Source organism: Bradyrhizobium sp. 2TAF24, from assembly GCF_052115025.1.
In the GTDB taxonomy this organism is placed as follows: Bacteria; Pseudomonadota; Alphaproteobacteria; order Rhizobiales; family Xanthobacteraceae; genus Bradyrhizobium_A.
Genome location: NZ_JBFRFW010000016.1, coordinates 136,072 through 160,798 on the forward strand (window position 1 = coordinate 136,072; position 24,727 = coordinate 160,798).

General features: G+C 66.0%; 25 protein-coding genes. 13 read left to right on the plus strand and 12 right to left on the minus strand.

Annotation, left to right across the window (positions count from 1 at the left end):
• Together AB4Z37_RS24005 and AB4Z37_RS24010 are read left to right on the plus strand one after the other, a co-directional pair.
• Positions 1-210, plus strand: a complete 210-nt coding sequence (locus tag AB4Z37_RS24005) for a hypothetical protein (protein ID WP_441519261.1) — start codon at positions 1-3, stop codon at positions 208-210.
• 22 nt (positions 211-232) lie between these two features.
• Complete coding sequence (locus AB4Z37_RS24010; protein WP_441519262.1) at positions 233-1,630, plus strand: peptidoglycan DD-metalloendopeptidase family protein; 1,398 nt, start codon at positions 233-235, stop codon at positions 1,628-1,630.
• 102 nt (positions 1,631-1,732) lie between these two features.
• On the opposite strand, the gene AB4Z37_RS24015 is transcribed toward AB4Z37_RS24010, so the two are convergent.
• Positions 1,733-2,710, minus strand: a complete 978-nt coding sequence (locus tag AB4Z37_RS24015) for an ATP-binding protein (protein WP_441519263.1) — start codon at positions 2,708-2,710, stop codon at positions 1,733-1,735.
• Positions 2,711-2,917: 207 nt separating this feature from the next.
• Between AB4Z37_RS24015 and yajC the strand changes: the two genes are divergently transcribed.
• The 6 genes from yajC (at position 2,918) to AB4Z37_RS24045 (ending at position 8,346) form a co-directional block, all read left to right on the plus strand.
• Positions 2,918-3,265, plus strand: a complete 348-nt coding sequence (gene yajC, locus AB4Z37_RS24020; RefSeq protein WP_441519264.1) for a preprotein translocase subunit YajC — start codon at positions 2,918-2,920, stop codon at positions 3,263-3,265.
• Between the two features lie 52 nt (positions 3,266-3,317).
• A complete protein-coding gene (gene secD / locus AB4Z37_RS24025; protein ID WP_441519265.1) occupies positions 3,318-4,919 on the plus strand; it encodes a protein translocase subunit SecD in 1,602 nt (533 codons plus the stop codon).
• 17 nt (positions 4,920-4,936) lie between these two features.
• Entirely contained in the window at positions 4,937-5,992 is a 1,056-nt protein-coding gene (gene secF / locus AB4Z37_RS24030; protein ID WP_441519266.1) for a protein translocase subunit SecF, read from the plus strand.
• Positions 5,992-6,375 (plus strand): Mth938-like domain-containing protein, encoded by a 384-nt coding sequence (locus AB4Z37_RS24035; protein WP_441519267.1) that lies wholly within the window; start codon positions 5,992-5,994, stop codon positions 6,373-6,375. The genes secF and AB4Z37_RS24035 overlap by 1 nt, the downstream gene beginning before the upstream one ends.
• Positions 6,372-7,229: a phytoene/squalene synthase family protein gene (locus AB4Z37_RS24040; protein ID WP_441519268.1), complete on the plus strand. Its 858-nt coding sequence runs from the start codon at positions 6,372-6,374 to the stop codon at positions 7,227-7,229. The genes AB4Z37_RS24035 and AB4Z37_RS24040 overlap by 4 nt, the downstream gene beginning before the upstream one ends.
• A 190-nt stretch (positions 7,230-7,419) precedes the next feature.
• Complete coding sequence (locus AB4Z37_RS24045; protein WP_441519269.1) at positions 7,420-8,346, plus strand: M12 family metallopeptidase; 927 nt, start codon at positions 7,420-7,422, stop codon at positions 8,344-8,346.
• 27 nt (positions 8,347-8,373) lie between these two features.
• On the opposite strand, the gene AB4Z37_RS24050 is transcribed toward AB4Z37_RS24045, so the two are convergent.
• The 3 genes from AB4Z37_RS24050 to AB4Z37_RS24060 all read right to left on the minus strand — a co-directional run bounded on the left by AB4Z37_RS24050 (position 8,374) and on the right by AB4Z37_RS24060 (position 11,254).
• Complete coding sequence (locus tag AB4Z37_RS24050; RefSeq protein WP_441519270.1) at positions 8,374-9,450, minus strand: AMP-binding enzyme; 1,077 nt, start codon at positions 9,448-9,450, stop codon at positions 8,374-8,376.
• A 46-nt stretch (positions 9,451-9,496) separates the two neighbouring features.
• Positions 9,497-10,930 (minus strand): methylenetetrahydrofolate--tRNA-(uracil(54)-C(5))-methyltransferase (FADH(2)-oxidizing) TrmFO, encoded by a 1,434-nt coding sequence (gene trmFO / locus AB4Z37_RS24055; RefSeq protein WP_441519271.1) that lies wholly within the window; start codon positions 10,928-10,930, stop codon positions 9,497-9,499.
• A gap of 171 nt (positions 10,931-11,101) precedes the next feature.
• On the minus strand, positions 11,102-11,254 hold the full coding sequence (locus AB4Z37_RS24060; protein ID WP_441519272.1) for a DUF1127 domain-containing protein: 153 nt from the start codon (positions 11,252-11,254) through the stop codon (positions 11,102-11,104).
• Between the two features lie 489 nt (positions 11,255-11,743).
• Between AB4Z37_RS24060 and AB4Z37_RS24065 the strand changes: the two genes are divergently transcribed.
• Positions 11,744-12,151 carry a hypothetical protein gene (locus tag AB4Z37_RS24065; protein ID WP_441519273.1) on the plus strand — a complete coding sequence of 136 codons (408 nt, stop codon included), beginning with the start codon at positions 11,744-11,746 and terminating at the stop codon, positions 12,149-12,151.
• Between the two features lie 47 nt (positions 12,152-12,198).
• Positions 12,199-13,224: a DUF1775 domain-containing protein gene (locus AB4Z37_RS24070; RefSeq protein ID WP_441519274.1), complete on the plus strand. Its 1,026-nt coding sequence runs from the start codon at positions 12,199-12,201 to the stop codon at positions 13,222-13,224.
• A 59-nt stretch (positions 13,225-13,283) separates the two neighbouring features.
• Here AB4Z37_RS24070 and AB4Z37_RS24075 read toward each other — a convergent pair whose 3' ends face one another.
• The 3 genes from AB4Z37_RS24075 to AB4Z37_RS24085 form a co-directional block, all read right to left on the minus strand.
• Positions 13,284-14,099: a lytic murein transglycosylase gene (locus tag AB4Z37_RS24075; RefSeq protein ID WP_441519275.1), complete on the minus strand. Its 816-nt coding sequence runs from the start codon at positions 14,097-14,099 to the stop codon at positions 13,284-13,286.
• Positions 14,100-14,226: 127 nt separating this feature from the next.
• The gene (locus AB4Z37_RS24080; RefSeq protein ID WP_441519276.1) at positions 14,227-15,063 is read right to left on the minus strand and encodes a patatin-like phospholipase family protein; all 837 of its coding nucleotides are present in this window, start codon (positions 15,061-15,063) and stop codon (positions 14,227-14,229) included.
• Positions 15,064-15,137: 74 nt separating this feature from the next.
• Positions 15,138-16,052 carry a DUF2189 domain-containing protein gene (locus AB4Z37_RS24085; RefSeq protein WP_441519277.1) on the minus strand — a complete coding sequence of 305 codons (915 nt, stop codon included), beginning with the start codon at positions 16,050-16,052 and terminating at the stop codon, positions 15,138-15,140.
• Between the two features lie 536 nt (positions 16,053-16,588).
• Between AB4Z37_RS24085 and AB4Z37_RS24090 the strand changes: the two genes are divergently transcribed.
• Together AB4Z37_RS24090 and AB4Z37_RS24095 are read left to right on the plus strand one after the other, a co-directional pair.
• The gene (locus tag AB4Z37_RS24090) at positions 16,589-16,987 is read left to right on the plus strand and encodes a DUF3597 domain-containing protein (RefSeq protein ID WP_441519278.1); all 399 of its coding nucleotides are present in this window, start codon (positions 16,589-16,591) and stop codon (positions 16,985-16,987) included.
• Positions 16,988-17,171: 184 nt separating this feature from the next.
• Positions 17,172-17,945 carry a molybdate ABC transporter substrate-binding protein gene (locus tag AB4Z37_RS24095; RefSeq protein WP_441519279.1) on the plus strand — a complete coding sequence of 258 codons (774 nt, stop codon included), beginning with the start codon at positions 17,172-17,174 and terminating at the stop codon, positions 17,943-17,945.
• Between the two features lie 61 nt (positions 17,946-18,006).
• Here the strand turns inward: AB4Z37_RS24095 and AB4Z37_RS24100 are convergent, their stop codons facing one another.
• The 3 genes from AB4Z37_RS24100 to AB4Z37_RS24110 form a co-directional block, all read right to left on the minus strand.
• Positions 18,007-18,300 carry a DUF2218 domain-containing protein gene (locus AB4Z37_RS24100; protein WP_441519280.1) on the minus strand — a complete coding sequence of 98 codons (294 nt, stop codon included), beginning with the start codon at positions 18,298-18,300 and terminating at the stop codon, positions 18,007-18,009.
• Between the two features lie 196 nt (positions 18,301-18,496).
• Complete coding sequence (locus tag AB4Z37_RS24105; protein WP_441519281.1) at positions 18,497-18,796, minus strand: GNAT family N-acetyltransferase; 300 nt, start codon at positions 18,794-18,796, stop codon at positions 18,497-18,499.
• A 23-nt stretch (positions 18,797-18,819) separates the two neighbouring features.
• A complete protein-coding gene (locus tag AB4Z37_RS24110; RefSeq protein WP_441519282.1) occupies positions 18,820-19,095 on the minus strand; it encodes a GNAT family N-acetyltransferase in 276 nt (91 codons plus the stop codon).
• A 195-nt stretch (positions 19,096-19,290) separates the two neighbouring features.
• Between AB4Z37_RS24110 and AB4Z37_RS24115 the strand changes: the two genes are divergently transcribed.
• Positions 19,291-19,674 (plus strand): SPW repeat protein, encoded by a 384-nt coding sequence (locus AB4Z37_RS24115; RefSeq protein ID WP_441519283.1) that lies wholly within the window; start codon positions 19,291-19,293, stop codon positions 19,672-19,674.
• Between the two features lie 41 nt (positions 19,675-19,715).
• On the opposite strand, the gene AB4Z37_RS24120 is transcribed toward AB4Z37_RS24115, so the two are convergent.
• Both AB4Z37_RS24120 and uvrA read right to left on the minus strand, forming a co-directional pair.
• Positions 19,716-21,083: a hypothetical protein gene (locus AB4Z37_RS24120; protein ID WP_441519284.1), complete on the minus strand. Its 1,368-nt coding sequence runs from the start codon at positions 21,081-21,083 to the stop codon at positions 19,716-19,718.
• 63 nt (positions 21,084-21,146) lie between these two features.
• The gene (gene uvrA / locus AB4Z37_RS24125) at positions 21,147-24,146 is read right to left on the minus strand and encodes an excinuclease ABC subunit UvrA (protein ID WP_441519285.1); all 3,000 of its coding nucleotides are present in this window, start codon (positions 24,144-24,146) and stop codon (positions 21,147-21,149) included.
• Positions 24,147-24,727 lie beyond the last annotated feature (581 nt).

Here is a 24,727-nt window from a genome sequence, read left to right on the forward strand (position 1 = left end):
GTGACCTCGCCGATGTTGCGGCAGCATGATCTGTGCATTGCAGCACAGGGCCACGCCGACGCCGAAAACGCGTTGGAATCACGCATTTGGCGGCCGTTGGTGTCGCCGATGCATGTCAATAAGCCGCTGCGCCAGCAAGCAAACTTGCCGCCGATCGCGGCAGGCTTAAGCGGTTGTTTACTGGGATTGTGTTTACTCAATTTCATGTGAGTTGCGTACCGAGTGAGTAACCATGTCCCGCGTTGTTGAGTTGCTTCGCTCGCGCCGTGTGCCCCAGATCGCGGCACTGGCGCTGGTTTCAGTTGGATTTGCCGGATGTAGCGCGGACACCTCGTCGCGCTTCTCGCAGAGTGGATTCGGCTGGCGCGGGCAGGAGGCCACGGGCTCCGTTCCGCAGCAGTACGCCCAGCCCCAGTATCAGCAGCCGCAATACGCCCAGCCGCAGTACGCGCCGGGCCCGGTCGAGAGCCGGCAGCTGCCGCAATACAACCGCCCGCAGTATTCGGCAGCCCCGATGCCGCCGATTGCAGCACCGCAGTCCTATCCGACGAGCGGTATGTCGTCGGGCGGTGGCGGGCATGGCATGGCGTCCTATACGCCGCCAGCCGCCTACATGCCTCCGCCGGCCAAGCCGATCGAGACCACTGCAACGGTGGCACCACGGTCGGTCGCGGCCGCGCCGGCCGCCGGAACGGCGATCATTGTCGGTACCAGCGATACCGTCGATGTGCTGGCACGCCGCTACAATGTGTCGCCCGCGGCGATCCTGCAGGCCAATCGTCTGTCGGGGCCGCGCGCGCTGCAGCCCGGCCAGCGTCTGATCATTCCGCATCCGACGGTTGCTGCCGCGCCGCCGGCACTGGCGCCGGCGCCGGCCACCCGTGCAGCGGCGGTCCCTGCCTCCGTGCACGTGGTCAATCGCGGCGATACGCTGATGAGCATCGCGCGCCGCAACAACGTTCCGCTGTCGCAGCTTGCCAAGGCAAACAATCTGCCGGCCAACTCGCAGCTTAAGATCGGCATGAAGATCAACGTTCCGGCCCGCACCGCCGAGGCCGCGCCGGTTGGTCAGCCGGGCGGAGCCGCTGCGCCGGCCGTCGCCGAGGCGAGGCCCGCGAGCGCTGCGCCCGTGTCCGCTGCGCCCACCAAGGTTGCGGCCGCCGAGCCGACCCAGAAGGCGCTGCTCGCCAATCCGACCGCGCCGGTCGCAGAGGCCGAACCGGTGAAGACGGCGGATGCCACCAGCGGGCTGCCGTCGTTCCGCTGGCCGGTGCGTGGCCGTGTGATCACCGCCTATGGCGCGAAGAACAACGGCAAGCAGAATGACGGCATCAACGTCGCCGTGCCCGAGGGGACGCCGATCAAGGCGGCCGAGGACGGCGTCGTGGCCTATTCCGGCAGCGAGCTGAAGGGCTACGGCAACCTGGTCCTGGTGCGACATTCCAACGGCTATGTGACCGCCTACGCCCATGCGAGCGAGCTGATGGTGAAGCGTGGCGAGGCGATCAAGCGCGGCCAGGTCATCGCCAAGTCCGGCCAGACGGGCGAGGTGGGGTCGCCGCAGCTCCACTTCGAGATCCGCAAGGGATCGTCGCCGGTCGATCCGCTCCAGTTCCTGAACGGCGCCTGATAGCCCCCCTCGTGACCGTTCATCAAGCGAAAGAGCCCCGGTCCTCTCGGACCGGGGCTCTTGCCTTTTCGTGCTTTCGGGCTGGGCCGAACGGCGTCGCGGTCAGGGCGCCTTTGCCGTCAGCCTGACGCCCTTGCGGCCGGCCACGTCCTGCACGAATTGCCATGCCACGCGCCCGGAGCGCGAGCCGCGGGTGGTGGCCCACTCCAGCGCGTCGCGCTCCAGTTCGGCGTCATCGAGGCTGATCTTGTAGTGGGCGCAGTAGGCGCGAACCATCGCCAGGTATTCGTCCTGGCTGCATTTGTGGAAGCCCAGCCACAAGCCGAAGCGATCCGACAGTGAAACCTTCTCCTCGACCGCTTCGCCGGGATTGATCGAGGTAGAGCGCTCGTTCTCGATCATGTCGCGGGCCAGCAGGTGCCGACGATTCGACGTGGCGTAGAGAATGACGTTGTCGGGCCGGCCCTCGATGCCGCCTTCCAGCACCGCCTTCAGCGACTTGTAGGAGGCGTCGTTGCCGTCGAACGACAGGTCGTCGCAGAACACGATGAAGCGCAGGTTCGAGGCACGTAGCGTGGTCATCAGGACCGGCAGGCTCTCGATGTCCTCGCGGTGGATTTCGATGAGCTTGAGCCGCCCGTCGACGTCCGGCCGGGCGTTGACGCTGGCATGGGCCGCCTTGACCAGCGACGATTTGCCCATGCCGCGCGCGCCCCACAACAGGGCGTTGTTGGCGGGCAGGCCGGTGGCGAAGCGCTCGGTGTTCTCGATCAGGATGTCGCGCATCCGCTCGATGCCCTTGAGCAGGCCGAGGTCGACCCGGCTGACCCGCGGAACCGGGGCGAGATGGCCGTCCGGATGCCAGACGAAGGCGTCCGCCTTGGTCAGGGAATCGGCGGCGGGGGACTTCGGGGCCGCCGCCGCGAGGCTTGCGGCGATGGCTTCGAGTGCGGTCACGATGCGCTCATCGAACCCGTTGCCGGCGGGGGCCGGCGGACGTTTTGTCGCGCGGCGGGGCTTGGGGGAGGGATTCGCTTTGGATGCCTTGCGAGGGCCTGTTTTATTGGGTTTTTTTGCCATCTTTCGCCTTTCTGCGGGCGCACCCTAATCGACCCCCGCGGGCTGCCGCAAGGCGTGCCCGGGACGGGCGGAGCAGCGTTGCAATTGGGCCGTTGGCCGCTATAGTCCCGCGCGAATTTGCCCGGATCGGGCCTTTTCCGGGCCCTTCCGCGGGGTCTGTCGCCAGACCCGCTGACACGCCCTCCCGACCCATTGAGGATCGTTCGAATGCTGATTACCCCTGCCTATGCCCAGGCCGCTGCCGGTGGCGACACCACCAGCATGCTGACGTCGCTGCTGCCGTTCGCCCTGATCTTCGTGATCATGTACTTCCTGGTGCTCCGGCCGCAGCAGAAGAAGGTCAAGGACCACAACGAACTGGTGAAGAACCTGCGCCGGGGTGACACGGTCGTGACCAGCGGCGGACTCGTCGGCAAGGTCACCAAGGTGGTCGACGACGATCAGGTCGAGGTCGAGATCGCCGACGGCGTGCGGGTGCGCCAGATGCGCCAGATGGTCTCCGGCGTGCGCACCAAGGGCGAGCCGGCCAAGGACGACAGCTCGGCGGCGAGCTGAGCGGGCTTCGCCCCGATCGCCGTCCCCTGGCCCTATCTGACAGGTCGAACCGATGTTGTACTTCACGCGGTGGAAAGCGCTGGCCATCCTGCTCACGGCGCTGGTCGTGTGCCTCTGCGCCGTGCCGAACTTCTTCTCCGAGGCCACCGTCAAGACCTGGCCGAAATGGGCGCAGCGTCACCTCGTGCTCGGTCTCGACCTGCAGGGTGGCTCGCACATCCTGCTCGAGGTCGACGGCAACGCGGTCCGCAAGGACAAGCTGAACCAGGTCGCCGACGATGCGCGCCGCGCCATGCGCGAAGCCCGTATCCGCTTCATTGGCGGCATCGGCGTGCGCGGCGACAATGTCGAGGTGCGGGTGGCCGACGGCGACACCCAGGCCGCGTTGACCAAGCTGCGTGAGCTGTCGCAGCCGCTCGGCGGCCTGCTGGGATCGACCGGCCAACGCTCGGTGGAGATTTCCGACGCCGGCGGCGGCCTGATTCGGCTCAGCGTGCCGCAGGCGGCCGTCACCGAGCGTTTGCGCCAGGCGGTCGAGCAGTCGATCCAGATCATCGAAAAGCGCGTCAACGATCTCGGCACCGTCGAGCCGCTGATCCAGCGCCAGGGCGTCGACCGCATCCTGGTGCAGGTGCCGGGCCTGCAGGACCCGAGCCGCCTAAAGGAAATCCTCGGCAAGACCGCGAAGATGGACTTCCGCATGGTCGACACCTCGGTGTCGCCCGACCAGGCCGCGCAGGGCCGGGTGCCGCCCGATTCCGAAGTCCTGCCGAGCGCGCAGTCTCCCAAGGTGCCCTATGTGATCAAGAAGCAGGTGCTGGTGTCGGGTGCCGACCTGACCGATGCGCAGCCCGGCTTCGACCAGCGGTCCGGCGAGCCGATCGTCAGCTTCCGCTTCAACACCTCCGGCGCACGCAAGTTCGCGCAGGCGACATCCGAGAATGTCGGCCAGCCGTTCGCCATCGTGCTCGACAACGAGGTGATTTCCGCTCCGGTGATCCGCGAGCCGATCACCGGCGGCTCGGGCCAGATCTCCGGCGGTTTCTCGGTGCAGCAGGCCAACGACCTCGCCATCCTGCTGCGCGCCGGCGCGCTGCCGGCGCCGCTGACCATCATCGAGGAACGTACCGTCGGCCCCGGCCTCGGCCAGGATTCGATCGCAGCCGGCGAGCTCGCCTCCTATGTCGGCTCGATCCTCGTCATCGTGTTCATGACGCTGACCTACCGCCTGTTCGGCCTGTTCGCCAACATCGCGGTGGCGATCAACGTCGCCATGATCTTCGGCGTGCTGTCGCTGCTCAACGCCACGCTGACGCTGCCCGGCATCGCCGGCATCGTGCTGACCGTCGGCATCGCGGTGGACTCCAACGTGCTGATCTACGAGCGCATCCGCGAGGAGCTGCGCGGCGGGCGGAATGCCATCTCGGCGATCGACGCCGGCTTCAGCCGCGCGCTCGCCACCATCCTGGACTCCAACATCACCACCTTCATCGCCGCTGCCGTGCTGTTCTACATCGGCACCGGCCCGGTGCGCGGCTTTGCCGTGACCCTTGGCATCGGCATCGTCACCACGGTGTTCACCGCCTTCACCGTGACCCGCCTGATCGTGGCGTGGTGGGTGCGGTGGAAGCGGCCGCAGGCCGTGCCGATTTGAGATAGAGAGTTGCGGCCGTGACCCATTGGATCATCATTTTACTGGCGGTATTCATCGTGGTGCTGACGGCGCTCAGCGTCTACGGCGTCATTCCGTCGCTGCGCATCGTGCCTGACGACACGAAGTTCGACTTCATCCGCTTCCGGCGCATCAGCTTCCCGATCTCGGCGGCGCTGTCGATCATCGCCATCGTGCTGTACTTCTCCCACGGGCTGAATTTCGGCATCGACTTCCGTGGCGGCACGCTGCTCGAGATCCAGAACAAGTCGGGCCCGGCGGATATCGCCCAGCTGCGCACGCAGCTGGGGTCGCTGGGACTTGGCGACGTGCAGCTGCAGCAGTTCGGCGGCCCTGCCGATGTGCTGATCCGCATCGCCGAGCAGCCCGGCGGCGATCAGGCGCAGCAGGCCGCGGTGCAGAAGGTGCGCGCCACGCTCGGCGAGGGCGTGGAGTATCGCCGCGTCGAGGTGGTCGGTCCGCGTGTCTCCGGTGAACTGCTCGCCAAGGGCATCATCGGCCTGATGATGGCGATCGTCGGCATCCTGATCTACCTCTGGTTCCGGTTCGAATGGCAGTTCGCGCTCGGCGCCATGATCGCCAACGTCCACGACATCGTGCTGACGCTCGGCTTCATGTCGGTGACGCAGATCGATTTCGACCTCACCAGCATCGCCGCGCTGTTGACCATCCTCGGCTACTCGCTCAACGACACCGTCGTCATCTACGACCGCATCCGCGAAATGCTGCGGCGCTACAAGAAGATGCCGATGCCGGAGCTGCTCAACGCCTCGATCAACTCGACGCTGTCGCGCTCCATCATCACCCACGTCACGGTGACGCTGGCGCTGCTCGCGCTGCTGCTGTTCGGCGGCAAGGCGATCCACAGCTTCACCGCCACCATGATGTTCGGCGTGGTGCTGGTCGGCACCTACACCTCGATCTTCATCGCGGCGCCCATCCTGATCTACCTGGGCGTCGGCGCGAACCGTCACGGCGATGACGACGGCGAGGAGGAGGCGGAGGCGGACAAGCCGGCCAAGTCCGGCAAGTCGGGCAAGCCTTCGAAACGGTGATGGCCAGCGGAGCGGAGGCGCCGCATCTCCCGAGATCCGCGCCGATCGACGCCTACGGCAACGGCGGCTTTCGCTTCGCCGACATGTCGCACCGTGGCTCGCTGCTGTGCCTGCCGGATTCGATCTGGGCCTGGCCGGTGACGAGCCCGGCGCAGATCGATCGTTATGCGCTGCAGCGGGTCTTCGATCAGGCCAACCAGATCGATACGCTGCTGATCGGCACTGGCACGGAAGTCTGGCTGCCGCCCGCATCGCTGCGCGAGGCGCTGCGGGCGCTGCATGTCGGTGTCGATGCCATGCTCACCGGGCCCGCGATCCGGACCTACAACATCATGATCGGCGAGCGGCGGCGGGTCGCCGCAGCACTGATCGCCGTGCCATGAGCGGCGAGGCTCCACAGGCCGATGCCGCAGCGTTCTGCGCCGGCGAGGTCCGCGCGCACGACTTCGGGCAGTATGCGACCACGCTGTTCGCCGCACCGGCCCAGCGTCGGGCGCTGCTGGCGCTGCACGCGTTCCACGGCGAGGTGACACGCGTGCGCGATCACATCTCCCAGCCCTTGCCGGGCGAGATTCGCCTGCAGTGGTGGAGTGACACGCTGGCTGGCGCCGGCCATGGCGGGGTCGAGGGGCACCCGGTCGCTGCCGAGCTGCTCGCGGCCGTCACGGCATTCGGCCTGCCGGTCGCGGAGCTGGAGAAGGTGATCGAAGCGCATCGCTTCGATCTCTATGACGACGCGATGCCGACCATGGAGGCGCTGGAGGCCTATCTACACGACACCACGTCGACGCTGTTGGCGCTGGCGGCCCGGGTCGGCGGCGGCGAGGTGCCGGCGGCACTGGCGCATCACGCCGGCCTTGCCGTGGGGCTGGTGCGTGTGCTCGGGCTGTTGCCGGTGCATGCGGCGCGGCGGCAGCTCTACCTGCCGCAGCAACTGCTCGACCTCAACGGTGTCGACCGCGCCGACATTTTCGCCGGGAAGATTTCGCCGCAGCTGCGCACGGTGCTCGCCTATCTTCGCCGCGAGGCGCGTGGACATTGCGATCTGGCGCTGCAGGCGCTGGTCACGGTGCCGCAGCCGGTGCGCGCCGCGTTCCTGCAACTGGCGCTGACGTCGCGCGCGCTGCGACAGATGGAGAAGGACGAGGCTGATCCGTTTCATCCTCAGCCGCCGTCGCGCCTCGCGGTGCTCTGGACGCTGTGGCGGTCGTCGCGGGGCGCGCCCTGGCGCGGATAGCGCGGGCGCAGCGCATGAAAGGCTGCGCGCGCGTGTTCTCAAATCGGCAATTCGTGGTAGACTGCGCTGGGTCGATCGGAGCGATCGACTGCCGCGCGTTTTGTTTTTATTGCCGAGATTTTTAGCGCTGCGCGGAACCCATTGTTTGTGCTGATGGCTTTGTCGGCCCCTGGCCGGGAGGCGATTGCTCATGGACGATTGCGCGATCTGCACACCGAAGTCTCTCCCCAGTAATTTGCTCGATCGCGCGGCGAAAACTGCGATCGAGATCAATCCGCTGAATGCGGCGCCCGTGCATCGGCTGTCCGCGCTGATTGCCAACGGGCCGCCGCTGGTCGCGTATATCTCGGTGCTCACCAGCAAATACTGGCACACCAAGGGGGTGCGGCTGACGGTCGGATTCCTCGACAATCCGCCGGCCGACCTGCGCGCGCGGATCCTGCTGCACATGAATGCGTGGTCGACGCGGCTCAACGTCGCCTTCGTCGAAAGCAAGGCCGAGCCCATGGTCCGTATCGCGCGGGCCGAAAAGCATGGCTACGCGTCCTATGTCGGGACCGACATCCTGCATATCCCGGCCGGTGAACCCACCATGAACCTGGAGGCGTTCACCATGAAGACGCCGGAATCCGAATTCGTGCGTGTGGTGCGCCATGAGACCGGACACACGCTCGGATGTCCGCACGAGCACATGCGGCGCGAACTGGTCGAGCGGATTGATCGGCAGAAGGCCATTACCTTCTTCCAGGCGACACAGGGCTGGTCGGAGGAGGCCGTGGTGCAGCAGGTGCTGACCCCGATCGAGGAGGGCTCGTTGTGGGGGACCGGCCACAGCGATCCGAATTCGATCATGTGCTATCAAATTCCCGGCGCGATCACCAAGGACGGCAAGCCGATCCCCGGAGGCACCGACATCGACGAGCAGGACTTCGCCTTCTTGGAGAAGATCTATCCGAAGACACTGGTGGCGGCAGGACGCCCGGACAGCGGCCGCGAGCCGCATGTGCGCGCTGCTGTGCCGCTGGAGATCGATTATGCCGCACAGGTCGCGCGGCTCGAGCGCGAGAACAGCATTCTCAAGCAGACCATCGGGATATTCGCCCGCGATCAGGCCTGAGCGGCGATCGCCGCGGCGGGGCGGGCGTCAGAAGCTGAAGCGGTCGCGCAGGTTCTTGCGTTGATCGAGGATGCTCTTCATGAAGGTGCGGTCGTCGGCGCTGGTCAGCAGCGGCTCGATCAGGTCGATCTGATTCATGGCGACGAGCTGCAGGATTTCGGTCCGCACGCCGCCCGAGGCATCACGCGGCAATGCCGGGACGACCTGGATGTGCTCCGGGGGCTTGGGCAGGCCACGCGTGACGTTCAATGACGAGCTGATCTCGGTTTCGATCGCGGGGGCGTTGGCCTCGACGAAGGCGTAGAGGCCGACCCCGGTGCGGCGGTCGGCGAAGGCGACGATCGCGGCGTCCCGCACCTCGGGATGGGATTTGATCCGCTCCACCAGCACTGGCGCGTCGTTGACCAGCCGCCGGCCGCCGCCTTCGCGATCGGTGAAATTGAAGATCCCGCGGGTGATCGCCTTGTAGACCTTCTTGCCGGTCATCAGCCAGATCCGCGCCGGCAGCGACTTGCGTGCGAGAATCCTGGTTTCCTTCGGTGTCAGTGCTTCCGGACAGTAACGGCGCTTGTGCTTGAGCAGGTGGCGCAGATCTTCGTAGGCCGCGATACGGAACAGGCGGCTGCGGCGGTTGAAGCCATGCGCGAGCTGAAAGTCGATGAGATAAGCCTTGCCGTCGGCGCCGCGCAGCCAGTTCTGCTCCTTGGCGAGGTCGTTATGGCAGATGCCCGTGCGGTGCATCCGGCGCAGCGCCAGCTTGGCGGATGCGAAGTAGGCGCGATCGCCGAACGGCCGCGCGAGATGCAGCGCGACGCCATTGATGAAGCCGCGCACCAGCACCTTGTCGCCGGCCCACAGCAAGGGTGGCCCGATGCCGAGGTCGCGGGTGCGCAGCAGCGCGGAACGCTCGCGCTGGAACAAGTGGCGCGCCAGCGGGTGCGACCACCACGGCACCTGGTCGAGCCGTCGCAGCACGGCGCCGACTTCGCCTTCGGGCGTGCGAAAACGGCCGCGTTCGACGGTCGAGAACACGTCGCGCTTCAGCAGGACCCCGTCGATCCAGCGCTCGGACAGGGCAGTGATGTCCTGTTTCGGTAGGGCCATCCGTGATCCAATGACTTTCAGAAAAACGATGCGGCGGACGTCACCCTCAGGCGGCGGCCGGGGTATGCCGGGTCTCGGCGATCCAGCGGTCGATGTCGGCGAGCGCGCGGGCGCACAGCGCCTGCTTCTTGGCGATGCTCTTCTCGTTGCCGCGCAGCCGCGTGCCGTCGCTCTTGCGCGTCGGCGGCGACGCCAGCGGCGGGAACAGGCCGAAATTGATGTTCATCGGCTGGAACGAGCGCGGGCCCGCATCGATGGTCTCGATGTGGCCGCCGGTGATGTGGCCGAGCAGCGACCCCAGGGCCGTGGTCGCCGGCGGCGACGCAAAGTCCTGGCTACGCGCCTCGGCCGCGGCGAACAGGCCCGCGAGCAGGCCGATGCTGGCGGATTCGACATAGCCTTCGCAGCCGGTGATCTGGCCGGCGAAGCGCAGGCGCGGCTGAGCCTTCAGGCGGAGCTGGCCGTCGAGCAGTTTCGGCGAGTTGAGGAAGGTGTTGCGGTGCAGGCCGCCGAGCCGGGCGAATTCCGCTTGGTCGAGGCCGGGAATGGTGCGGAAGATGCGTGTCTGCTCGCCGTGCTTCAGCTTGGTCTGGAATCCGACCATGTTGTAGAGCGTGCCGAGCTTGTTGTCCTGGCGCAGCTGGATGATGGCGTAGGGCTTCACCGTCGGGTTGTTGGGGTCGGTCAGGCCCACCGGCTTCATCGGGCCATGGCGCAGCGTCTCGCGGCCGCGCTCGGCCATCACTTCGATCGGCAGGCAGCCGTCGAAGTAGGGGGTGTTGGTCTCCCACTCCTTGAAGTCGGCTTTTTCCCCGGCGATCAGGTGATCGACGAAGGCGTCGTACTGCTCGCGGGTGAGGGGACAGTTGATGTAGTCGGCGCCGGTGCCGCCGGGACCGACCTTGTCGTAGCGCGACTGGAACCAGGCGACGCTCATGTCGATGGAATCGCGGTGCACGATCGGTGCAATGGCATCGAAGAAGGCGAGTGAGTCCTCGTCCGTCAGCGCACGGATCGCTTCGGCCAGCGGCGCCGAGGTCAGCGGGCCGGTCGCGATGATGACACGGGCCCAGTCGGCCGGCGGCAGGCCGGCGACTTCGGCGCGGTCGATGGTGATTCGAGGGTGGTTTTCGAGTGCCTGGCTGACGGCGGCGGAAAAGCCATTGCGATCGACCGCGAGCGCGCCACCGGCGGGCACCTGATTGGCGTCGGCGGCACGCATGATCAGCGAACCGAGCCGGCGCATTTCGGCGTGCAACAGCCCGACCGCGTTATTCTGTGCGTCGTCGGAGCGAAACGAGTTGGAGCAGACCAGCTCGGCGAAGCCGGAGGTGTGATGGGCGTCGGTCATGCGCACGGGGCGCATTTCATGCAGCACCACGCGCAGGCCAGCCTCGGCGATCTGCCAGGCGGCTTCAGAGCCGGCAAGGCCGGCGCCGATGATATGAATGGGTTCCAAACTATCGTGTGCGGTCGTCATGGCCCACACCTAGAACCTGACCGACGGCAAGGCAACCTCGACAGTGGATGACTGCGGGCTCGCGTCCCCGGTCGTGCGGAGATCGGCCCCACACGGGGCGCGGAAGCCGCAAAAACGAAAACGCCCGCCGATGGAGCGGGCGTTGTCCGGTCTTCGATCAGATCGAAGCGGTCAGCCGTTGTAGGAACCAGCGGCAACCCGCGGAATGTCCGAACGATCGAGGCCGATATCGGCCAGTTCGCGATCGCTCAAGCGAGACAGCTCATTCAGGTTGCGCTGATAATCCCGAAACGCCTGGATCATGCGGATCAGTGACATCAACATCGTTCTAGTCTCCTTCGAATATCCGGATTCAGCCCTTGGAGGGAAGCCGCTCCGTTGCAAAGAATATAGGGGACGAATCTGCGATGCAGCATAGCTTATGTTGCGATGCAGCTAAGCTATATTCGCATGCCTCAGGCAAGGACTGATTAACTATTCGGCGGAGGTAACGAGGGTTCATACAGTCCATGGAAATGCCCGTAGTTCATAGTTTATACAAGCAATATCATTCATGTAGTCACTATTTTGTCATGATTTAGCGCGCTGTCGGCAAAGCGCCGACGTGCAAAAATAGGTTGCCAAGATCAAATACATGGCATGTCGCCACTATGATTATTTCGCATGGAACGGCGTAACAATGATTTTTAATTCGTTTTTTGGAGGCCAATGAAGGCTTCATCCTCGATACGGCTCGGGAGGACGCGGCTGCAACGCATCATCAAAGTGGCCAGCCAATGGACGGCGGGGCCACCACATGGCATAGCCAAGACCATGCTGTGGCACGCCCTGTCGCGACGTCTGCCTGTTCTCGCCCTGATCTATGCGCTTGCGCTGCAGGGCATCGCGGCGGGCTGGACCGGTGCTGGAAACGGGCCGGGACTTGGCGCCACAGGCCAGCAAGCCGGAATGGGGGGCTTTGCGGTGCTGTGCCGGCCGGCGGCCGGCCTTGCCGCGCGTCTCGATGTCGACGGGCCTGCGGCGCCAACGGCCCCGGACCATGATCACGGCTGCGCGCAGGCCTGTCTGTCGGCCGCTGGCGGCGCGCCGGCGCAGACCGCGCAGCCTGCGCCTCGCCGCATGATGGCCGCGGCGGTGCTGTCGCCAGGCGCCAATCATTTTCCACATCTGACTGTCGTCGCGGCCGCGTTTGCCGCACGCGCACCTCCTTCTGTGACCTGATCCGTCGTCGTCATACCGTTCAGATCACATCGCAGAGGACTATTCCCATGACCGACAATTCATATGGCGGCTTCAAGCCGCTGCTGGGCGCGACCAGCGCCGCGCTGGCGCTCGCGCTGTCGCAGACCACGGCCTTCGCCCATGTCACGCTGGCCGCCTCGGAGGCGCGCCCCGGCAGCTACTACAAGGCCGTGCTGCAGGTGCCGCACGGCTGCGCCGGCGAGGCGACTGAGGCGGTTCGCGTCCAGATTCCGGAAGGCGTCATCGGCGTGAAGCCGATGCCGAAGCCCGGCTGGACGCTCACCACCACCCGCGGCGACTATGCCAGAACCTACCAGAGCCATGGCGAAACCGTGAAAGCGGGCGTCAAGGAGATCGTCTGGGCCGGCGGCAATCTCGCCGACGACAACTACGACGAGTTCGTGTTCGCAAGCTTCCTCAGTGGCGATCTGAAGCCGGGGCAGGCGATCTACTTCCCGACAGTCCAGAAATGCGCCAAGGGTGAGGCGCGGTGGATCGACGTCCCAGCCGAGCAGCAGTCACCGCATGACCTGAAGACCCCCGCACCGCAGCTGCGCCTGATCGCCGACACGACCACCGTCGCGCAGGCCCAGATGGACCACAGCGGCCATGGCGGGATGGCGATGCCGGCTGCCGGCAGCGACAACTACAAGGTCGGCGACCTGACGGTGTCAGCGCCATGGACCCGCGCTACGCCGGGCGGCGCCAAGATCGGCGGCGGCTATCTCAAGATCACCAACAGCGGCACCACAGTCGATCGGCTGGTCGGCGTGAGCGCGGCCTTTGCCGACCATGCCGAGATTCACGAAATGTCGATGACCGACGGGGTGATGAAGATGCGGCCGTTGCCGAACGGCATCGAGATCAAGCCGGGTGAGACCGTCGAACTGAAGCCGGGCGGCTTCCATGTCATGTTCATGGACATCAAGCAGCCGTTCAAGCAGGGCGACAGCCTGAAGACGACGCTGCAGTTCGAGAAGGCCGGCAAGCTGGACGTCACCTTCACGGTCAATGCCGTGGGGGCGAGCGGCGCCATGCAGCACCAGCACTGAGGCATGATCGTCGCGTGGCCCGGCATTGGCCGGGCCACGTCACGATGTCGCGGGCTGCGTCACGGCGCCTCGAGCTGGCTGGCGAAATAGGCAATGGTCTTCGAATAGACCTCGCTCTTGTTCCACTGCTGCAGCACGCTGAAATTGGCTGTGCCCGGATCCCAGGGCTGGCCGCGCTTCCATCCGTAGCTTGCGAGGTAATTGGCCGTTGACGCCAGCACGTCTGCTGCGCTGTGCAGCAGGTCGCGATGGCCGTTGTCATCGAAGTCGACGGCGAACTTGATGTAGGACGACGGCATGAACTGGGTCTGGCCAATTTCGCCGGCCCAGGCGCCGCGCATGTCGGCGGGGGAGAGATCGCCGCGGTCGACGATGCGCAGCGCATCCATCAACTCGCCCCTGAACATCTCGGAGCGGCGGCAGTCATAGGCCAGCGACGCGATCGAGCGGATGGTCTGGAATTTGCCGATGTTGACGCCGAAGTCGGTCTCCAGCCCCCAGATCGCCACCAGCACCGAGCCAGGCACACCGTAGCGCTGCTCGATGCGCGACAGCACCGAGCCGTGCTGCTTCATCAGGTTGCGCCCGCGGGTCAGGCGCGGCGGCACCATGCGGCCCGAAAACGCCTCGAAACTCTGCTGGAAGACCTTCTGACTGCGATCGCGCGAGATCACCGCCTGGTCCAGCGTCACGCCGTTGAGGCCGGTGTCGACCGCGTGCTGCGAGATGCCTTGTGAGATGGCGTCGCGCTTGAAGTCCGCGAGCCAGGCGTCGAAGCCGCCGGTGCCGCAGGCGGTGGCGGCGCCGGCGGCCGGGACGGAGGCGAGCAGGAAGGAGGCGAGCAGGGTGGCCGACAGAGGCAGGCGAACGGTCATTGCGATCCTTCATGGCAGCAGGCCCGCGAGCCGGCGCGACTCACAAGCCAATTCGATTTGCACAGCAAATCATCATGCTCCGGATTGTGTGAATTTTGATGGCAAGGGCGGCCAAAACAAGGCGCTGTCATCTCCTGAACGTGTGGGCAAAGGCGTCGCCGTCCTTGCACCCGAGTTCGAACGCGCGGCGGATGCCGTCGGGATCGGTAATGTCGAACTGCTTCACCGTGATTGTTTCCGACGGCTGCACATAGAGCCGGTTCTTGACCGACGGCAACGCCTTGTAGCGCCTGGTCAGCAACACCAGGGTACGGCCGCCGGCCATCTCGATCTCGGTCAGCGGTTCGACCGGGACATTGTCGACCAGGCCGCCGTCGAAGGCGGGGCGATCGCCGACCTGAGTCACCGGCATGAACGGCGGCACGCCCCCGCTGGCGATCAGCGCGTCGCGCATCTGCTGCGGGTCGCGGAGGCTGCGGGCGGCGACAAATTCGCTGCGAAAGCCGAGCGCGCGGCCGAAGCGCGGATGCACCGGATGAAACAGATGCTTTTCGAGCTGATAGGCGCCGATCCCGACGGCGGCGCCGAGCGCCGGGGAGAGGCCGCGCGGCAGCCGCGCCACAGCGATATGGAAGTCCGTCAGCGCGTTGATGCGGTCGAGCGCGGCGCTGTCGACTGTTTCGGCCAGCAGCGCCTCATACATCGGGCCGACCGGGCACAGCGGCTCGCCCCGCCGCCAGGCCGCGAGATCGAAGTTCTTCAGGTGCGGCCCGCAGGCCCCGATCACGCCGCGGCGGACCTCGGGGCCGATCCCGAGCAGGCTGTAGGTGGCGGCGAATGCGCCGGCGCTGGCACCGACCACCAGCTTCGGTGCGAGGCCAAGCCGGTCGGCGGCGGCCTCGAAGAAGCCGCCCTGCCAGTAACATCTGTTGCCGCCGCCGGCGAATGCGATCGCGTCAAACATGAAGCCGCGCTGGTTATGAGTCCAACGCGGCTTCCTTGCCAAACCCGATGGCGGTGATCAACCCGGACGCTGTGTTACGACGGATCCTTCTCGCGGCTCCATGGCAGCAGATTGGCCGGGAAATCGGCGGCATAGCGGCGCCCCTGGCGCGGCGGGGGCGGGGGCGCGCGATAGGGATTGGGGTCGGGCTCCAGCACCTTGCGGTACAGATGCCAGGTGGCGTGACCGAGCACGGGGACGACCACGGCAAGGCCGAGGAAAGCGGGGATCGAGCCGATCACCAGCAGCACTGCCACGATCAGGCCCCAGACCGCGATCGGCAGCGGATTGGCCATGGCCACCCGCAGCGACGTCAGGATGGCGTCGGTGGCGCTGGCATGCCGGTCGAGCATCAGTGGGAACGACACCACGCTGATGCACAGTGCGGCCAGCGCAAACAGGAAACCAACGCCGCACCCGACGAGGATCAGCGTCCAGCCCTGGGGGGTGGTCAGGATACGGGAGATGAAGTCCGGAATGCCGGCGGCCGGGGCGTAGCCGAAGGTCGCCACATAGATCGCCTGGGCGGTGGCCACCCACACCACGAACAGCGTGAGCAGGATCGTTCCGAGCCCGAGCATGGCGCCGAACGAAGGCGAGCGCAGCACGGCGAGAGCCTGCGAAGCCGAGACGTCCTCGCCGTTCTCGCGGCGGCGGCTCAGCTCATAGAGGCCGACGGCGGCGAACGGACCGAGCAGGGCGAAACCTGCGGCGAGCGGGAAGAGCAGCGGCAGTACCGAGTGGCCGAGCACCAGGCGGGCGATCACAAGGCCGAGCACTGGATAGATCAGGCACAGCATGATGGCGTGGCTTGGCACCGCCTTGAAGTCGTCCCATCCCCGCTGCAGCACGTCGCCGAGATCGGCAACGCTGATCTTGCGGACGACCGGTGCCGTCGGGGCGCCTGCTGTCGCCTGCGTCGGCGCATGGCCTGGATACGGAATGCCCATGATCGTTTCTCCCTTGGTGCGCGAACGTCGAGCGCACATGCCCGCCCGTGGCGCTGCCGGCGTTAAGCCGGAGCGATCACGATCAAGCCGATGCCGGCGGATCAGCTTCGCGGACCAAAGGCAACAACAACCAAGTGCAACGGAAAAAGCTCTGCCGGGCAGGACTTGTCGCAACCTGTCACAACAGACTAACGCCGATGGAACCAAAAGGTTCTCACGGTTCGGTGATTTTGTTTTGTGCAGGCGCAACATCGAGCGGCAAGCGAGTCGGCGCTGTCGCGTCCGGGACAATCTCATGTCGTGTCAACGTCATGGGATTGTAATGGAAGGCGGCGCGATGTGCATGAATTCCAGTCATTCCAGCACGCCCTTACCGGTGTCCGCAGGGAACTTGGTGGGTGCGTAGTTTCGCACATTGGCAAGTCATTTTGGCACGTCTAGAGTTGCCGCGATCTGGCGCGATGCTCGTGGCCTCAAGTGCAGAGTCGTGCCTGATCGAGGAGCGATCCGGTTCAAAGTGATTTGGGAGCGACATCATGAGCATCTTTGGAAAAATTCTGGGCGCCATTTTCGGCACCAAGGCTGAAGCCGCGCCAGCTGCCCCTGACGCAGCGCCGACGGCGTCGGCACCGGCTGCGACCCCGGCGGCAGGCGGCGGTGCCGCGGCGCCCACGCAGACCGTGGATGTCGCTGCCATCCTTGACAAGGCTGTCGCCGCGCAAAAGGAGAAGCTGGAGTGGCGCACGTCGATCGTCGATCTGATGAAAGCGCTCAATCTCGACTCCAGCCTCGCCGCGCGTAAGGAGCTCGCCAAGGAGCTGCACTATGATGGCGACACCAACGACTCGGCCAAGATGAACATCTGGCTGCACAAGCAGGTGATCACCAAGCTCGCCGAGAACGGCGGCAAAGTGCCCGATGACCTGAAGACCTGAACCGGTCGCGTCACGTTTCATCTTTGATCGCATCATCTTTGATCGCAGGGGCCCGTTCGCGGGCCCTTGTCGTTTGTGCCTTCGATCGGCCCTCCGACACCGCATGCGTGCACGTATCAGGCTGGTGGTCCGTAGACTTTGATGCTCAACTGCTGCGTCTGGTGGCGGGAGCGATAGCAGCGGCATGATCCGGTGGCGGACGACGGGACGGCGGGCAGTTGCGGTGCTGTTGGGCCTTGCGATGCTGACCTGCGCACGCCCGGGTCATGCGGATACGCTCAAGGTGCTGACCGCCGGTGCGTTCAAGCAGGTGCTGCTCGCTGGTCTGCCGCAGCTCGAGGCTGCCGCGGGCATGTCGATCGAGCTCGAGGCGGATACGGTCGGTGGCCTGGTCCGCCGCATCTCGGAGGGCGAACATTTTGATGTACTGGTCGCTTCACCGCAGGCGCTCGATGCGCTCAAGCCGGGCGGGGCCATTGCCAGCCGTATCGTCAATCTCGCGCGGGTCGGCGTCGGGGTGAAAGACGGCGCTGAACGGCCTGCACTGGCGACCATCGGCCAGTTTCGCGACGCGCTGCTGAAGGCGAAGGCGGTCGCCTATGTCGATCCTGCTGCGGGAGGGACGAGCGGCATCTATCTCTCGCTCCTGATCGATCAGCTCGGCATCGGACCGCAGGTCCGCGCCAAGGCGGTGCTGGTCAAGGGTGGCAGTGCCGCGGAGCGGATCGTCAGCGGCGAGGCGGATCTCGCGCTGCAGCAGATCAGCGAAATCCTGCCGGTGAAAGGCGTGGTCCTGGTAGGGCCGCTGCCGGCGGAGATCCAGAGCTACACCACCTATTCCGTAGCGGTCGCTGCGGCGACCGCCCAGTCCGCGGCTGCCGAAGCCGTGGTGTCCTGGCTGCGCGGCAGGGCTGCGGCGGAACTCATTCGTGGCAAGGGCATGGAGCCGCTGCCCTGAATGGCGCAGCGGGCTGATCGATTGTTGTGCCCGCAGCGATGCCGACGTTGCGAGTGGCGGCCTATTGTGCCCGCGTCCAGCGGATGTCGCCGAGGTCTTCGCGGAACGAGAAGCGCTTGAGATGCTCGACGACGACGCCTTCCATCCGCGCCAGCGTCTCGGCGTCGGCTGCCTCGATCCGCATGGTCAGGGTATCGGCGGTGGCTTCCAGCAGTGCGGTGCGATCATCGGCAAACGGGATGCGGCCCTTCTCGGGCGTGAACTCGACCGCGAATTTGTGGCTCCAGTGCTTGCAGAGCTGCTGCAGGTAGCGACTGGCGGAGGCGGTGGCGACCTGCGCTTCGGTGGAAAGCATGCTTTGATGTCCTTGACTGGCGCGCCCGGGGCGGTGCGCGACGAGAAATGGTCGGATGGTTTCCGAGCCCGGGAGGCGCCCGGCGCGTGACGAAAACATCACAAGACTCCAACGAGGTAGGGGGCGTGATACCACGCCGCAAGCATGCGCCCGGCTGTTTGGAGGCATTCCAGGCGGCACCCGCGGGGCGCCGCGATCACCCCTCCAGCGCGCGCCACTCCGGGTGCCGATGCAGGTAGTCGACCACGAAACTGCAGCCGGCAACGACCTTCTGGTTCCTGGCAGCGATCAGGCGCAGGGCGCCCTCGACCAGTTGCGAGGCGATTCCGTGGCCGCGCAGCGCCCGCGGGGTTTCGGTATGGGTGATGATGACGTTGCCGCCGGCGACGCGATAGTTGGCGAAGGCGAGGGCATCGCCGACATCCAGTTCGAAGCGCCGCTGGTCAGGATTGTCACGGACCGCGCCGGCGGTCGGATGGGAAGCATGGTCGGTCATCGGGGATCGCACCGCGGATCGGGTCAAGCCAGCAGATCGGCCTCGGCCGGGTGCTTCTCGATATAGGCCTTCACGAACGGACACTGAGGCACCACCTTGAGCCCGTCCCGCCGCACCTGATCGAGGGCGCCTTTCACCAGGCGGGAGCCGACCCCCTTGCCGCCGAGCTCCTTGGGCACCTCGGTGTGGATGAAGGTGATTACCCCGGCCTTGATGTCGTAATAGGTTGCCGCCATGTGGCCCTCCACCGTCAGCTCGAAGCGATGCTTGTCCGTATTGTTGACGACGTCGGCGCTCATGCGGTCTCCTCAGGTTCAGCGCGACATCAAACCATGGCGCCCGGCGTCTTGCAAAGTTGCGGCCGCCGCCTATGTGCTTTTCTAGACATACGTTTGCGGTTGTGGCCGGCCCAGCGGTTTCGGCTGCCGTTCGTAAGTCATGGCGCTGGGACCGTTCGTTCCGACGTATGCCGCTTCCGGAAGGAGGAGGCAGACATGTTGAATACGCGTCTCTTCGGTACCCATCGCGCCTGGGAAGATTGGCTCGGCATGCTCGCCGGCCTTCTGATCGCGCTGTCCCCGTGGTTCGCAAGTCAGACCAGCCTGCGCATGGCCGTGGCCAATGCTTTCATCGTTGGTGTCCTGGTGTTCTTCCTCGCGCAGCTGGAATATGTCGTGCTGCAGCGCTGGGAGGAGGTGGCGGAAGCCGGGCTTGGCATCTGGCTGGCGACATCGCCCTATTTGTTCGGCTATGCCGGCGAGGGAATGTTGCGCTACTGGCATTCGAGCCTGGGCGGCATCGTGATTTTGCTGGCAGCGCTCAAGCTGTGGCAGGACTGGGAGCTGAGCGACGATGAGCTGGCGCGGCACGGGCAGTAGGAGCCGTGCGCCCGGTCGCCTGACCAGCTTACCCGACCGACCTAGTCGGTGCGGTCTCGACGCGACCGCGCCACGGACAAGTCGTCGGGGTGTGACATCCCCGCGCCTGGTGTCCCCACATCGGGCGTCGATCTCGGCGCCGCTCCCAGCGCCACCTCTGGCACCGGCGTCGGGTGCAGCGCTTCGAACATCGCCTTCTGCCGCATCTTGAGGTCGCAGAAGGTCTGCAGCTTGCCGGTCGGATCGGCCACCACCGCTGGATTTCCGGTGAGGAATTCCGACAGCGTCGCTTCTTCTTCCCTCAGCCGTCCACCGATGTGCCGGAAGCCCGCATGGGCGGGATCCACATCGGCCGCCTTGCGGCCGGTTTCCGCGGAGTGACAGCCGTTGCAGGTCAGCATCGCAAAATTGTGCCGCAGCACGTTGTTGGCGATGCCCATCGCCGGCCAGCGAAAATCCGGGCCGGGAATGTCTGCATTGCCGCCGAGAAAGCGTGGCGGGAGGTCGTTGCCGCGATTGTCGTTGACGAAGGCGGACAGCTCTGACGGGGTCGCGATCAGGCTGAGATGCGGGGTGTTGCTGACAGCGGCGTCGACCAGCCGTCCGGTGCCGCTGTCGCGGCGGAACTCGCGCAACTGCCACGGCGGCGCCAGGCCGTCATTCGTCCGCAGCCGCACGGTGGTGCGGGCGGATGCACCATCGAAGGCATCCGTGATGCTCTGCAGCGCGGCGTTGTAGGCCATGCCGAACGGCAGGCGGCCGAGGGCGTGCCAGCGCTCGGCCCAGTTCCTGACCGCATCGCGATCGGTCGCGGGCAGGGTGTACTCGACGATCAGGGTGAACGGCAGCGGGGGCGCGCGGGCGATGTCGGGGATCACCGCGAGATCGAGCGCAGTGAACACCAGCCGCGCCTCGCCGGCATTGGCGATCGCATTGTCGCGGCCGACGATGCCGAGATCGGGGCGGTAGACGACCGCCAGCAGCCGGAACGGGGCGTGGGCGAAATTGGGCGTCCAGGTCTCCATCGACGCCGCGCCGTCCATCGCCATCCATGGACGCACGATCCTGTCCCGGACGGCGGGGCGGGCCGGCAGCGGGAAGCCGTTGACGGCGCCGGGGGTGTCCCAGGTCTGCAGCCAGGCCTTGACCAGGGAACTGGCCCTGCCGTCATCAGCCAGCGCGGTCATCAGGCGGCCGAGCGACCAGGCGCCGTCGGGGCCGTCTACCCGCATGTCATTGACCACCGACAGATCGGTGATCATCAGCTCCCTGGCGACGTCGATATCGGGGGGCGTCTTGAAGCCGCAGTCCTCGGCATGCGCCACCGCCGTCTCGGCCGCGATCATCACCGCGGCTGCCGCGACCAGTGTCCGGACCGTCGCGGCGGACTGCTGCAGGAAACACGTCATGTGCGATCAACAGCTCATGCGCCGGAAAATTCCCGGCGCTGAAGAGCAAGGCGGCGTGGGTGTTTACTCCGCCGCCTCGCCGGCCACGTCATCGTCGCTCGCTACCGCCGCCGGCTTGCGCCGCCGCGGCTTGTTGGCCTTGGCCAGCACCGGCGCGAGGAATTTGCCGGTGTAGCTGCGCGGCGCCTTGACGATGTCCTCGGGCGGTCCCCAGGCGACGATCTCGCCGCCGCCGTCGCCGCCCTCGGGGCCGAGGTCGATGACCCAGTCCGCGGTCTTGATGACCTCGAGGTTGTGCTCGATCACCACCACCGTGTTGCCCTGGCTGACCAGCTCGTGCAGCACCTCCAGCAGCTTGGCGACGTCGTGGAAGTGCAGGCCGGTGGTCGGCTCGTCGAGGATGTAGAGCGTGCGGCCGGTGGCGCGCTTGGACAGCTCCTTGGCGAGCTTGACGCGCTGCGCCTCGCCGCCGGACAGCGTCGTCGCCTGCTGGCCGACATGGATGTAGTCGAGGCCGACGCGATGCAGCGTCTTGAAAGTCTCGCGCACCCGCGGCACCGCCTTGAAGAACTCGGCGGCTTCCTCGACCGTCATGTCGAGCACGTCGGCGATCGACTTGCCCTTGAACAGCACCTCCAGCGTCTCGCGGTTGTAGCGCTTGCCCTTGCAGGTGTCGCAGGTGACGTAGACGTCAGGCAGGAAGTGCATCTCGATCTTGATGACGCCGTCGCCCTGGCAGGCCTCGCAGCGGCCGCCCTTGACGTTGAACGAGAAGCGGCCGGGCTCGTAGCCGCGGGCCTTGGCTTCCGGCAGGCCGGCGAACCACTCGCGGATCGGCGTGAACGCGCCGGTGTAGGTCGCCGGGTTGGAGCGCGGCGTGCGGCCGATCGGCGACTGGTCGATCTCGATGATCTTGTCGATGTGCTCGAGGCCCTCGATGCGATCGTGCGGCGCCGGGCCCTCGCTGGCGTTGTTGAGCTTGCGCGCGATCGCCTTGTACAGCGTGTCGATCAGCAGCGTCGACTTGCCGCCGCCGGACACGCCGGTGACGCAGGTGAACAGCCCCAGCGGAATTTCCGCCGAGACGTTCTTGAGGTTGTTGCCCGACGCATTGATCACCTTGATGGTGCGGCGGTGGTTGGGCGGCCGCCGCTCGGGGACCTCGACCGCCATCTCGCCGGTGAGATACTTGCCGGTCAGCGACTTCGGGTTGCTCATCACCTCGGCGGGCGTGCCCTTGGCGACGATCTGGCCGCCATGGATGCCGGCGCCGGGGCCGACGTCGACGACGTAGTCGGCGAGGCGGATGGCGTCCTCGTCATGCTCGACCACGATCACGGTGTTGCCGAGGTCGCGCAGCCGCTTGAGCGTATCGAGCAGGCGGGCGTTGTCGCGCTGGTGCAGGCCGATCGACGGCTCGTCCAGCACATAGAGCACGCCGGTGAGGCCCGAGCCGATCTGCGAGGCGAGGCGGATGCGCTGGCTCTCGCCGCCGGACAGCGTGCCCGACGAGCGTGACAGCGTCAGGTAGTTGAGGCCGACGTCGATCAGGAACGACAGCCGCTCGCGGATCTCCTTGAGAACGCGCACCGCGATCTCGTTCTGCTGGGTGTTGAGCAGCGACGGCACGTTCTCGAACCACTCGCCGGCCTTCTTCACCGAGAGCTCGGAGATTTCGCCGATGTGCTTGCCGCCGATCTTGACGCACAGCGCCTCGGGCTTCAGCCGGTAGCCGTGGCAGCCCTTGCAGGGGATGTCGCTGAAGTACTTGCCGAGTTCCTCGCGCGCCCACTCGCTCTCGGTCTCGCGGAAGCGGCGCTCGATATTGGTGACCACGCCCTCGAACGGCTTCTTGGTCTCGTAGGAGCGCACGCCGTCCTCGTAGGCGAACTTGATCTCGTCGTCGCCGGAGCCGAAGAGAATGGCGTTCTGGGTTTTCTTCGGCAGGTCCTTCCACTTGGTGTCGAGGGTGAATTTGTAGAACTTGCCGAGCGCCTGCAGCGTCTGCACGTAGTACGGCGACGACGACTTCGCCCATGGCGCGATCGCGCCCTTGCGCAGGGTCGCGTCCTTGTCAGGAATGACGAGGTCGGCGTCGATGTGCTGCTCGACGCCGAGGCCGCCGCACTCGGGGCAGGCGCCATAGGGATTGTTGAACGAGAACAGCCGCGGCTCGACCTCGGGAATGGTGAAGCCGGACACCGGGCAGGCGAACTTTTCCGAGAACAGCAGCCGCTCGGGGCCGCTCTTGTCATGGATCTTGGCGGTCTTCTTGTCGGACTTCTTCTCGGGTTCCGCCGGCGCGTCCGCGAATTCCACCACGGCGAGGCCTTCGGCGAGCTTCAGCGCGGTCTCGAACGATTCCGCGAGGCGCTGGGCGATGTCGGGCCGCACCACGATGCGGTCGACCACGACATCGATGTCGTGGGGAAACTTCTTGTCGAGCGCCGGCGCCTCGGCGAGCTCATGGAAAGCGCCGTCGATCTTGACCCGCTGAAAACCCTTCTTGAGATACTCGGCGAGCTCCTTGCGGTACTCGCCCTTGCGGCCGCGCACCACCGGCGCCAGCAGGTAGAGGCGGGTGCCCTCGGGCAGCGCCAGCACACGGTCGACCATCTGCGACACGGTCTGGCTCTCGATCGGCAGGCCGGTCGCCGGCGAATAGGGCACGCCGACACGCGCCCACAACAGGCGCATGTAGTCGTAGATCTCGGTGACAGTGCCGACCGTCGAGCGCGGGTTCTTCGACGTCGTCTTCTGCTCGATGGAGATCGCCGGCGACAGGCCGTCGATCTGGTCGACGTCCGGCTTTTGCATCATCTCCAGGAACTGGCGCGCATAGGCCGACAGCGACTCGACATAGCGGCGCTGGCCTTCGGCATAGATGGTGTCGAACGCCAGCGACGATTTGCCGGAGCCGGACAGGCCGGTCAGCACCACCAGCTTGTCGCGCGGGATTTCCAGGTTGACGTTCTTGAGATTGTGCTCGCGCGCGCCGCGGACGCTGATCACGCGGCTGTTGGCGGCGTTGTTCTTGCGGCTCGCCTTGAGAACTTCATCCATGAGGGCATTCCCAGCGCGTCGGCCGCGCGGTTGTCGGGTTGTGTTTCATTCGCTGCGCTCGCGATCCCGGCGACGCGGTGGCGGTCTCCGGCGGTCGCGCGACCCAGCGTCGCTCGTCATCTGTCCGTCGGCCGAGCACAATCACCGGGAGGCTTGAGGCTTCCCGCTATCGTACACCGGGGGCTGATCGCCGGAAGGCCGGGGACTCAGAACGGTCGATTTGTCCACGGAACATATCAGGAACAATGCTGGGCTTCCAGCCCTGGTGCGCGGCGAACGGCCCGGACCGGGCGAAAGACCGATGCGGCTCATCGCCATGTGGGCGTGGATCCTCCGCCGGACAAGGGTGCCCCAGCGTGATCACGGCCCCAGAAACGCGAAAAGCCCGGCTTGCGCCGGGCTTCTGCTGGTCCTGACAGATCAGGTGCCGAAGTACTGAAGATCAGTACTGATCTCAGTACTTGGCGACGACCGGGCCACCCCAGTTGAAGCGGTAGTTGATACCGGCCTTCACGGTGTGGACGTCGCGATCGTAGCTGACGGCGGTGGCCAGACCGGTGCCCGGAGCAACCAGGTTCACG